Source organism: Bacillus sp. PPSBB_2 (assembly GCF_045291115.1).
In the GTDB taxonomy this organism is placed as follows: Bacteria; Bacillota; Bacilli; order Bacillales; family Bacillaceae_G; genus Bacillus_A; species Bacillus_A cereus.
On record NZ_CP147983.1, the window covers coordinates 4,828,307 to 4,839,379 of the forward strand.

Genomic DNA, 11,073 nt, shown 5'->3' on the forward strand with positions numbered 1-11,073 from the left:
AACATACTTGCAATACTTTTTTATGATAAGTGTTACATGGTTATTTTTTCTAATTTTTCTCAAGTATATTACATAAAAAAGCCGCGGTATACCGCGGCTTTTTCTTATCGTTTTCCTTCTATCATGTCAACAAAAGCATCTAATGCGATTGTTTCTGATTTTTGTTCACCATATTTACGTACGTTTACGCCGTTTTCAGTTACTTCATTGTCACCTACTACAAGCATGTACGGAATTTTTTGCATTTGTGCTTCACGGATTTTGTAACCGATTTTCTCTTCACGAGTGTCTAATTCAACACGGATACCAGCACGACGCAATTCGTCTTGTACTTTCTTCGCATAGTCTAAATGTACTTGCGGAGAAACTGGAATTACTTGTACTTGAACTGGAGCTAACCATGTTGGGAATGCACCTTTGTATTCTTCAATTAAGAAGGCTACAAAACGTTCCATAGTTGATACAACACCACGGTGAATTACAACTGGACGATGTTGTTTACCGTCTTCACCAACGTATGATAATTCAAAGCGTTCTGGAAGCAAGAAGTCTAATTGTACAGTTGAAAGTGTTTCGTCTTTTCCAAGAGCAGTACGAACTTGAACGTCAAGTTTTGGACCGTAGAATGCCGCTTCACCTTCAGCTTCATAGTAATCAAGACCCATTTCATCCATAGCTTCTTTTAACATACCTTGTGCTTTTTCCCACATCTCATCATCCGCATAATACTTTTTAGTATCTGCTGGGTCGCGGTAAGATAGACGGAATGAGTAGTTCTCTAAACCGAAATCTTTGTACACTTCTAGAGTTAAGTTTACAACACGTTTTAACTCTTCTTTAATTTGATCTGGACGAACGAAAATATGCGCATCGTTTAAAGTCATTCCGCGTACACGTTGTAATCCAGATAACGCACCTGACATTTCATAACGGTGCATTGTTCCAAGTTCCGCAATACGGATTGGTAATTCACGGTAGCTGTGAATATCATTTTTATAAACCATCATATGATGAGGACAGTTCATTGGACGAAGAACTAATTCTTCGTTATCCATTTCCATTGATGGGAACATGCCATCACGGTAGTGGTTCCAGTGACCAGAAGTTTCATAAAGCTCTCTGCTTCCTAGTACTGGAGTATATACGTGATCATAGCCTAAGCTTGCTTCTTTATCAACGATATAACGCTCGATAATACGACGAATTGTTGCACCCTTTGGTAACCAAAGTGGTAAACCTTGTCCTACTTTTTGGCTATTAGTAAATAGTTTTAATTCTTTACCTAATTTACGGTGATCGCGCTCTTTCGCTTCTTCAAGCATACGTAAGTGCTCATCTAATTCCGCTTTCTTAACAAATGCAGTACCGTAAATACGTTGTAGCATTTTATTATTGCTATCGCCGCGCCAGTAAGCACCCGCAACGCTTAATAATTTAAATACTTTAATTTTCCCTGTAGATGGAAGGTGAACACCACGGCAAAGGTCGAAGAATTCGCCTTGCTCATAGATTGAAATAACTGCATCTTCTGGAAGATCGTTAATTAAATCTAATTTTAACTCATCGCCGATTTCTTCAAAGCGACGAATTGCTTCTGCACGTGGTACTTCATGACGAACGATTTCTAAGTTCTCGTTCACAATTTTTTGCATTTCTTTTTCGATTTTCTTGAAGTCTTCAACTGTAATTGCTTCTTCCATATCAATATCGTAGTAGAAGCCATTTTCAATTACTGGACCAATGCCGAGCTCAACCTTAACATCTTTATATAAACGTTTTAACGCTTGTGCTAAAAGGTGGGCTGTTGAATGGCGTAAAATATATAGGCCATCTTCAGAATCTAATGTAATGATAGAAACTGCACCATCTTCTTCGATTGGTGTAACAAGATCGATCATCTCATCGTTTAATTTTCCAGCTACAGCTTTTTTCTTTAAGCCTGGGCTAATAGAAGCTGCGATTTCTTCAGTTGTTACGCCTTTTGGAAACTCCTTCACAGCTCCATCAGGGAAAGTAATTTTAACTACATCTGCCATCACTGGTCACTCCTCTTTTTCTCAAAATAAAAAACACTCATCCCGTAAAAAGGGACGAGTGTTGAATTCGTGGTTCCACCCTTGTTCCAATTAACATAATTGTTAATTGCTCAAGTTCAACATAACGGTGTTGTCCGTTAGCAATTACTAGAAAACCGTTCACTGCTAAAGTTTAGAGGTGGTAAGTAATAATCCCGTACTAGGAAGCTCACACCCTAAGGCTTCCCTCTCTGAAAATCGTAGAAAACTACTCATGTCCTCATCATGACATTTCAATATATTTCATTTATGTAGGTAATTATATGCTCAAAAACTTAGAAAATCAAGGGCGTTACCTTTATTTTTTAAATTTTTCACATTGCGCTCAAAATCATGTAATCCATGTAATTGGACCCGTTCTTGGAACACATTTCGCAAAGTAATTATCATATTATGGTCTTGTTCTTTCGTATATAAATAAATCTTTTTGGGCGAAATAGAAAGAAGCGGCGCAATTACTTTCGTATCAATATATACATCATTTTGCTTTAATAATTCCTCATCTATATATTGGACCAACTTCTCCTGTTTTAAACGTCTACCTTTATCATCATAAAAGATAAAGCTTTCATCAAAAATAAGATGCACGCAAGACAAACGTGATTTACGGCTACTTACTTGTTGCCGAAGCGTCTCAATGAACATTTGGTATTCTTGCTCCATCTTATATTCATCAATTGCCACTTCCGCAAGTTTAGCCACCATTTCCCTATATGTACGAAGACGAAAACGGATATATGATGAAAACGAGAATGAGAGCGGATCACAAAGCCAATTATTTAAAGAAGACTTAATATATGACTCAAATGCGTTACGCGTTAAATCCTGAGCTACACCTTTTCTTTTTCCCTTTAAAATCTCATGTGCCATGTGCAATATTTGATGACACTCTTCTTGTTCTTCATAAAAAAACTTTTCTTTTAAAATCGTATAAATCCACTCATTTTGTTTCACATTCACAATGAAATACACCATTACTGGCAATAAGATCTTTTCAATATAATTCGATTCACGTACTGGTATGTGAATCACCACTTTTTGTTCCTGTAAATACACACTCGTTTCCTTATATAACACTTCCGCTCTTTTCAGCAATTGTCTATATACGTGCATAGCATCATTTTTTTCTTCGAAGCAAATTTCAATCACTTTTGTCCCCCCTTTTATCCCCGCTCTAAAGGACTGTATCTATACGTTACAAATCCTATAAGAGTCCGTTCCACGTGAAGTTCACTCTTAGTAGAATTACATTTCCTATCGTTAGAAAATCCACTCAATATGGCTTGCTAATTTTATATATATTAAGGGAGGGAGAAAAAAATGATACAAGCTACTATGAATTTTTATTGTATACTTTACTTATCAATAACAGGGGTTATCCGAATGTTTGAATATAAATTCGTAAAAGTCGAACCACATTGGGGGTTCACTCGCTCAAAACCAGCTGAAGACTACCAAGAAATTATTCAAGAACATGCTAGAAATGGCTGGAGGTTCGTACAGATTGTTGCCCCTACGATTGGCAGTTCTGGACAACCTGAATATTTCGACCTCATATTTGAAAAGAAAATATCACTATAATACAAAAGAGCAAGCTTCTCAGCTTGCTCTTTTACTTATGACGACGGTTTTTCCCACCAATCGGAATTGGTTTCGCTAAATATTTAATTCGTTCCATAATACGTGCTGCCTTCATTTCTTCAGCCTCGCCACGCTGCGTATACGTTAAATGGTGTTCCAGTTGTTTAAAATCAAAATTAGACGTAAAGAACGTCGGTAAGTTTTCTAACATACGGAATTGTAAGATTGCACCGAGTACATCGTCACGGACAAAGCTTGACATCGCTTCTGCCCCGATATCATCTAACATTAAAACTTGTACGCGTTTAACCGCATCAATCTTCTCACCAATCGAATTATCTTGAATTGAACTTTTAATTTCACGTAAAAATTCCGGGAAGTATACGAGCATCGAACTTATTTTCTTTCGAGCAAGCTCGTTCGCTATTGCTCCTAACAAATACGTTTTTCCTACACCAAATTTACCGTACAAATATAAACCTTGTGCTTTTTTACCTGGTTCATATGTACTTAAAAATTCATTCGCTGCACCAATCGCATCGATACGTGCATTTAAATCAGAAGGATCTAAGTTTTCCATAGTTGCCTGTAAAATATCCGTTGGCATATATACACTTTGAACAAGTTTTTCATATTTCTTTCTCTCGTCATACGCTACTTTTCTAACGCAGCGATCGTATTGAATATCAATCATCTTCCCTTGAATAACAAGCTTTGGCTCGTACCCTTGTAGCATATTTTTACATGAGCCTAAATCCGGACAATCCACGCAACCTACACTTTGTCCAATATATTCATATAACTTAACAAGACTGCGCTCAATCATAGAAGTCGTTACTTCACCCTTATGTTCGTCTATAAATTCTTTCACACGCGGATGCGCCATTACTTCTGCCTTTAATACTTCATATCTATTTTTAAAGTTTTCATTTTCCATTAATTTTGCAAATGAATTTTGAATATGCTCCATTTTCTCACCTCAAAGAGCGTTCATTCTCTTCTATTAATCACGCTTATATTTTTTTAACACTTCTTCTAGTCGTTTTCTTTCATCTTCTAGCGTACTTGCATCTTTTTCTACACTTACATCTTTCTTCTCTGTTTCTTTCTCTTGTTCTTTCGGCTCTTCTTCCTTAAGCCAATCTGGCACCATTTCTTTCCGCACCGTTTTCTTCGCCGTACGGCCTTTTTTCTTCGTCTCAGCCCACTCTTGATACTGACGGTTCTCTTCTTTCGCTAACGCCATCGCGTCCGCTACTGTACCGACCTTTTTACGTGCCCAATGCCCAGCAATCTTCTCGACATACGTTTTCGCAAGTTTCATATCTGAGCGTAGCATAACGTAATAAATAAGTACATTCACAACTCCTGGTGTCAATTTTTGATTAATCATGACATCTTCAACGATCTGCAAGTCCGCTTTCGTTGCCTCTGCACCACCAGAAATCTCTTTCAATAGTTGTTTTGGTGAGATTTCCTCTAGTTGCTTTATTAGCATCTCCTCTTGCGATGAAGGCTCTTTCTCTTTCATCGTACGTGCAGCATGAGGCTGTACTCTTTCACTTAATACCGGTAATGCTTGACCATTTTCAAATTGATACCAATCGCGCGCTCCTTTTCTAAGCCTCTCCATATCAATTGTTTGCATCTCTGTCACTGCACCAAGAACGATATTTTGCATCGATAACACATCTACACCATACACGTAAGCAAGTGTTATAACGCAGTCTCTCACTTGATCTGTAATCGCCTTTTTAGGAACAAGAGCGGACAATCCATCTATAAATAAAGAGAAATCAAAGAAATCATTCCAAACTTTCGGAGCGTCTCCCTTCTCGTTACTTGGCATAGTTGTCGTTTTTGGAATACGAAGGTCTTCTTGCGCATGCTCAAGCTGTCCTGGATTAAACGAACCAAACACATCATTGAAAGAACGCGTAACATTTTCATAAGAAGCAAAATCAAATTCTTCTTCTAAGAAATATTGCTTTACTTGATTATATTTTGTCCTGCTCAATCGATTGTATAAAAAGATACTTAAAACAATATCATCAAAAAACTGCTTCGGAGATAAAGGTGGTTGCAACTCATATATGAACATTCGAATATCTTTTTCTTTCTTAATATATACCTTCAAAAGCCCAATTGCCTCTAACTTTACTCGTTCCTCATATACTTCAGGAAGTTGCATTTGCATAGTCACCATAAGGGAATGATGCGTATTCTCTTTTCCAAATACACGATCTTGCTCAAGCTCTCCCCATAGTGTCATGTATAAGCTAAAAGCTCTACTACCTATTAACGGCTGATACAACATCGTTAACACTTTTCGGTCGTAATTGTGCAGTAGTCCTTTCGCACTTACTTTATAACGATCAATCGGCAATAGCTCCATCCATGACTGTTTTTCCATTCTTGCTTTTCCTTTCTCTCATCCAATCTATCCTCTACTTCATTCGTTCTATCTTCATTATATAAATTCTTAGTGAAAAAGAGCTATTAGCTTGCGCTTCTAGCTCTCTTATCCTATTACTTACGGTATGTAAAGAGAATAAAATACAACTTCTACTCTCTTTCTTTTTGCAGTATATCTTTTAATTCTTCAATAAATACATTTAAATCTTTAAATTGACGATATACAGAAGCAAAACGTACGTAAGCAACATCATCAATATCGCGAAGTTCTTCCATAACAATTTCACCAATCATATCACTTTTCACTTCTGATATACCTAAATTACGCAGTTCACGTTCCACGCTTTGTGTTACTTCTTCTAATTGTCTTAAAGATACTGGTCTTTTTTCACACGCTTTAATTAAACCGCGTAAAATCTTTTCTTTATTAAACTCTTCTCGTGTGCCTTCTTTTTTTACAACGATAAGAGGTGACTCTTCTACCCTTTCAAAGGTCGTAAAGCGACTTAAGCAGCTTTCACACTCTCTCCTTCTTCGAATAGAGCGCCCCTCGTCTACCGGACGCGAATCTAACACTCTTGTACCATTATGAGAACAGGATGGACAACGCAATTCATTCACTCCTTTACACTATACTCTTTATTTTTCTCTACTCACTTCACCTAAAATATATATACAATATTATATAACTCATTCTAACTCTCTTACCACTTTAAGTTCCAGCGCATCACTTTATCATCTCATCCTTAAAAATAAGATGGTATATAGGGCACTACCTCATTTGCAAGAGTCCAATTTATTCAACTAACGAGTACGTTATATTTTCCCTTTTTTATAAACTAAAAAAGAGGTGCATTATACACCTCTTTACATTTTAAATCAATTATGTTCTTTTTTAAAGAGCTTTTGTTTCTCTCTGCTTAATTTCGAAGCTACCAGTGCCTCGAGGAAGCTCGATGCTCTCACGCGTTTTCGCGTTTAAACCCTCTGCAATATATTCTGCAGCAACATTTGGATCAATACGATCCCCACAAGTATAAACATCAATACTTGCGTAACCGTGCTCCGGAAAGCTATGAATTGTTAAATGTGATTCTGAGATAATTACTACTCCACTTACACCTTGTGGTGCAAATTTATGGAAAGCAACCTCACGCACTTCAGCACCAGCTCTTAGTGCTGCATCCACAAATAATTGTTCAATATACGGCATGTCATTAAGCTTGTCGAAATCGCAATCCCAAAGTTCAGCGATCACGTGACGACCCATCGTATCCATAGTATCCATTCTACAGTTCCCCCTTGTAAATTTATTCTAACTGTTCGAATTGAAAACTAATTTGCAATTTGGCTTGCTCCACTACCACGGGGGAAAGTTAGTCCAGAGAGGTCCTAACCCTTTAAGTAGTGACTACGTACCTCAGCTCTTAAGTTTACGAGTGTTAGTATACTTTGTTTATTTTCATTTTGCAACAACAGTTTTTTCGATTTTCTGTCATATTTTCCTCTTTACTTTTCCCTAAAAAAAATAAACGATTCACAAATGCAGTAATCACAACGTTTCGTGGTATGTCCACTTTTTAAAATATACTTATATAATTTTTTTCCTTTTCAGAAAAAATTAAAAAAAGAGGGCAAATATTGCCTTGCCCTCTCCTCCCTTATTCACTTAAATGTGTTGCACATTTTCTTGTTTCGCTAACTCTTGAACAACTAACGTTACAAGATCTACAACACGACGAGAGTAGCCCCACTCGTTATCATACCAAGCAAGTACTTTCACTTTACGATCACCCATTACCATTGTAGATAAACCATCGATAATAGCTGAGTGTGTATTTGTATTAAAGTCGATAGATACTAAAGGCTCTTCGCTGAATTCTACAATACCTTTTAACGCACCGTTTGCAACAGTTTTGAATGCATCGTTAATAGCTTCAACTGTCACATCGCGTTTTACATCTACTACTAAATCAACAAGAGACACGTTTGGTGTTGGTACACGAAGTGCCATACCATGAAGTTTTCCGTTTAAATGTGGAAGAACTTTTGCTAGCGCTTTCGCAGCACCTGTCGTTGTCGGAATGATTGATTGTCCGCAAGCACGTGCTCTTCTTAAATCTTTATGTGGGTTATCAATATTTTTTTGGTCATTTGTATAAGCGTGAACTGTCGTCATTAAACCGTTTTCAATTCCAAACTGCTCATCTAACACCTTCACAACAGGCGCTAAACAATTTGTTGTACAAGATGCATTTGAAATAACAGTATGTTTTGTAATATCTAATTGGTCTTCGTTCACACCAACTACAATTGTTACATCTTCATTTTTACCAGGCGCTGTTAAAATAACTTTTTTCGCTCCAGCTTCAACGTGAAGAATTGCTTTTTCTTTCGAATTAAATTTACCAGTTGCTTCAATTACAACTTCAACACCTAAATCTGTCCAAGGCAATTCCTTTGGATCGCGGTTGTTTAAAAGGCGAATCATTTTTCCATCAACTAATAAGTGATCTTCAAATGCTTCTACTGTTCCGTCAAACTTGCCATGAACTGTATCATATTTAATTAAGTGTGCTAACGTTTCAGATGGATAGCTTGCATTGATTGCTACAATTTCGAATGCGCTTTCTTTTATTGCTTGACGAAATACCATTCTCCCAATACGTCCAAATCCATTAATTGCCACACGAGTCATAATATGTTATCCCCCTTGAATGCGTTATACTATTTATCTCCAATCCCAATAATAGTATAACACAAAAAGGGGATATGTCACTAAGCATTTTCATTAATTTCACAATTTTTTAGTCAATAATGTTCCACTTTTTTAAAATTACCTGCAATTGTGTTTTCGTTCCCATAATTGTGCCATCATTATTTATCACTTCATCTGCATTTTTCATTTTTTCTTCTAACGGCATTTGAGATTGAATACGAGCTGTTGCTTCTTCTTCTGAAAAGTTATTTCGTTTCATTAAACGTTCTAATTGCGTATGCGGCTTAACCGCTACAACTAAAATGCGGTCAACGAGACTTGTTAATTTGCTTTCAAATAAGAGAGGAATATCTAACACAACCGCTTGCATACCTTCTTTTATGTACATTTCCTTTTGCCTATTCATTTCCTCACGCACTGCAGGATGAACAATTTTATTTAACTGCAATCGTTTTTCTTCGTTATAGAAAACGACACTTCCTAGTTTTGGACGATCTAATTCTCCATCTTCTTGTAACACTTCCGTTCCAAATACTTCTACTATTTTGTTATATGCTGGTTTTCCTCGCTCTACAACTTCTCTTGCGATAATATCTGCATCAATAACTGGTATGCTCAGTTCACGAAACATTTCTGATACCGTACTTTTTCCGCTTGCAATGCCTCCCGTTAATCCAATTACTACTGTCATAATAATCCTCCTCATAATAAAAGGCGCGAAACTAATGTTCCACGCCCATACTTACATTTTCCAAATTCCAATAATGATGAGTAATACTCCAGGCAGGAATGTAAATTTTTGTAACCACTTCATATTTGATAAAACCGTTCCAAGTTTCATTCCAATAAATAAAAACAAAGAACTCATAACTGCAACTAATATCGCCATCATAGCGGGTGCATACCCTAATAAAGATGCACCAATTCCGGCACCAAATGAATCTACAGAAAGAGCTATACCAAGAAGTAATGCTTCTCCTGCAGAAATGGTGCCTGATTTATCAAAATCTGCAACAGTCGGTTTCCGTAAAATTTGAATCACTAGGCCTAGCGAGGCAATCTCTAATTTCCAGACCTTCTCCTCTTGCTTCGGTTCTTCTTTTTTCTCACTTCGAAAAAATTGATATAATACCCAAATCCCTATTCCAATAAGAACAAGCCCACCGATACGCGTTGCGATAACAGGTGAAAATACTTTCGCGATCATATGTCCAATTCCCATTGAAACAAGCATAACAGCCGCTGAACACATTCCGATAATTATAATTGATCTTAGTGGAATTCTTACGCTTCTTAAACCATATGTTAGCCCTACACTACAGCTATCTAAGCTTAATGTAAAAGCTAATAAAATAAGAGATAAATAAAGGTACATCGGTAAGCTCCTCCCTTATACATAGCTCTGCTGTATGTATATGACAAATGCCTATCCGATGTTATCTCTTTTCTATATTCTAGGCTGACAAATTGGGCAGTAATGCGTTCCTCGCCCGCCAACAACTGTTTTTTCTAATATCGTGCCACAAGTTACGCACGGCTCTCCCTTTTTCCCATATACATTTAGGAGTTCTTGGAACGAACCAATTTGCCCCTGTGAGTTGATATACGTCCGAATTGTACTTCCGCCACGCTTTACTGCTTCGCCTAACGTTGTAACGGTAGCCTCATAAATTCGCTCAATTTCTTCTACTGTTAAAGACGAAGCTTCTCGTTCTGGATGAATTTGAGAACGGAATAAAACTTCATCTACATATATATTTCCAAGCCCTACTAAAAGACGCTGGTCCAGTAGCACAACTTTTATTTTACGATTTGTCTTTTGTAATCTTTCTTGTAAATACTGCGGTGTCATTTCAGCATCAAATGGCTCCGGACCTAAGTCAGCAAGAGGCATTTGGTTCATTTCTTCACCTTTCTTAAAGAGATGCATCGTACCAAACTTTCTCACATCTTTATAATGTAATTCCGTTCCATCTGTAAATAAGAAACGGACGTGCGTATGTTTATCAATCGGCTCATCCTCTTGATGTAATAAAAACTTACCTTCCATACGCAAATGTGAAACAATGACATAATTCGTTACATATAAAAGCAAAAACTTTCCTCTTCGCTTTATATTTTCAATCTTCTCGCCTTTTAGCATTTCTTTAAAGATTTCTGCATCATCCGGTCGTTTCACTATTTTTGGATAAGTAACAATAACATCTTCAATCGTTTTTCCTGTTACAAGATTTTCAAGTGTCCGTCTGACGTTTTCAACCTCTGGTAATTCAGGCATTTCAT

The 11,073-nt window shown here is 37.0% G+C and carries 11 protein-coding genes and 1 other annotated feature; of the genes, 1 reads left to right on the top strand and 10 read right to left on the bottom strand.

All coding sequences use genetic code 11. The annotated features are described in order from the left end of the window. Nucleotides 1–104: 104 nt before the first annotated feature. Nucleotides 105–2,036, bottom strand: coding sequence for a threonine--tRNA ligase (thrS, locus tag V6946_RS24435; RefSeq protein WP_406622134.1), 1,932 nt, complete (start codon nt 2,034–2,036; stop codon nt 105–107). A gap of 47 nt (nt 2,037–2,083) precedes the next feature. Beyond that, nucleotides 2,084–2,311: a binding site (T-box leader), on the bottom strand. Between the two features lie 31 nt (nt 2,312–2,342). After that, nucleotides 2,343–3,224 carry a putative sporulation protein YtxC gene (gene ytxC / locus V6946_RS24440; protein WP_000569625.1) on the bottom strand — a complete coding sequence of 294 codons (882 nt, stop codon included), beginning with the start codon at nt 3,222–3,224 and terminating at the stop codon, nt 2,343–2,345. A gap of 234 nt (nt 3,225–3,458) precedes the next feature. Between ytxC and V6946_RS24445 the strand changes: the two genes are divergently transcribed. Beyond that, nucleotides 3,459–3,656 (top strand): DUF4177 domain-containing protein, encoded by a 198-nt coding sequence (locus V6946_RS24445; RefSeq protein WP_002024924.1) that lies wholly within the window; start codon nt 3,459–3,461, stop codon nt 3,654–3,656. Between the two features lie 31 nt (nt 3,657–3,687). Here the strand turns inward: V6946_RS24445 and dnaI are convergent, their stop codons facing one another. The 8 genes from dnaI to mutM form a co-directional block, all read right to left on the bottom strand. After that, on the bottom strand, nt 3,688–4,626 hold the full coding sequence (gene dnaI, locus V6946_RS24450) for a primosomal protein DnaI (protein WP_000400106.1): 939 nt from the start codon (nt 4,624–4,626) through the stop codon (nt 3,688–3,690). 33 nt (nt 4,627–4,659) lie between these two features. Then, nucleotides 4,660–6,069, bottom strand: coding sequence for a replication initiation and membrane attachment family protein (locus V6946_RS24455; protein ID WP_000415048.1), 1,410 nt, complete (start codon nt 6,067–6,069; stop codon nt 4,660–4,662). A 152-nt stretch (nt 6,070–6,221) separates the two neighbouring features. Beyond that, nucleotides 6,222–6,683, bottom strand: coding sequence for a transcriptional regulator NrdR (gene nrdR, locus V6946_RS24460; protein WP_001203687.1), 462 nt, complete (start codon nt 6,681–6,683; stop codon nt 6,222–6,224). Nucleotides 6,684–6,966: 283 nt separating this feature from the next. Continuing rightward, on the bottom strand, nt 6,967–7,350 hold the full coding sequence (gene speD, locus V6946_RS24465; RefSeq protein WP_002003660.1) for an adenosylmethionine decarboxylase: 384 nt from the start codon (nt 7,348–7,350) through the stop codon (nt 6,967–6,969). A 390-nt stretch (nt 7,351–7,740) separates the two neighbouring features. Further along, on the bottom strand, nt 7,741–8,769 hold the full coding sequence (locus V6946_RS24470; protein ID WP_000198975.1) for a glyceraldehyde-3-phosphate dehydrogenase: 1,029 nt from the start codon (nt 8,767–8,769) through the stop codon (nt 7,741–7,743). A 109-nt stretch (nt 8,770–8,878) separates the two neighbouring features. Beyond that, complete coding sequence (gene coaE, locus V6946_RS24475; protein WP_000219283.1) at nt 8,879–9,481, bottom strand: dephospho-CoA kinase; 603 nt, start codon at nt 9,479–9,481, stop codon at nt 8,879–8,881. Between the two features lie 51 nt (nt 9,482–9,532). Further along, entirely contained in the window at nt 9,533–10,165 is a 633-nt protein-coding gene (gene ytaF / locus V6946_RS24480; RefSeq protein ID WP_000281744.1) for a sporulation membrane protein YtaF, read from the bottom strand. 72 nt (nt 10,166–10,237) lie between these two features. Continuing rightward, the gene (gene mutM, locus V6946_RS24485) at nt 10,238–11,068 is read right to left on the bottom strand and encodes a DNA-formamidopyrimidine glycosylase (protein WP_001114478.1); all 831 of its coding nucleotides are present in this window, start codon (nt 11,066–11,068) and stop codon (nt 10,238–10,240) included. Between the last annotated feature and the right edge of the window lie 5 nt (nt 11,069–11,073).

Coding starts and splice junctions, on each gene's coding strand:
- thrS (WP_406622134.1), bottom strand. CDS start 2,036: ATGGCAGATGTAGTTAAAATTACTTTCCCTGATGGAGCTGTGAAGGAG.
- mutM (WP_001114478.1), bottom strand. CDS start 11,068: ATGCCTGAATTACCAGAGGTTGAAAACGTCAGACGGACACTTGAAAAT.
- ytaF (WP_000281744.1), bottom strand. CDS start 10,165: ATGTACCTTTATTTATCTCTTATTTTATTAGCTTTTACATTAAGCTTA.
- coaE (WP_000219283.1), bottom strand. CDS start 9,481: ATGACAGTAGTAATTGGATTAACGGGAGGCATTGCAAGCGGAAAAAGT.
- dnaI (WP_000400106.1), bottom strand. CDS start 4,626: ATGGAGCATATTCAAAATTCATTTGCAAAATTAATGGAAAATGAAAAC.
- V6946_RS24455 (WP_000415048.1), bottom strand. CDS start 6,069: ATGGAAAAACAGTCATGGATGGAGCTATTGCCGATTGATCGTTATAAA.
- V6946_RS24470 (WP_000198975.1), bottom strand. CDS start 8,769: ATGACTCGTGTGGCAATTAATGGATTTGGACGTATTGGGAGAATGGTA.
- speD (WP_002003660.1), bottom strand. CDS start 7,350: ATGGATACGATGGGTCGTCACGTGATCGCTGAACTTTGGGATTGCGAT.
- V6946_RS24445 (WP_002024924.1), top strand. CDS start 3,459: ATGTTTGAATATAAATTCGTAAAAGTCGAACCACATTGGGGGTTCACT.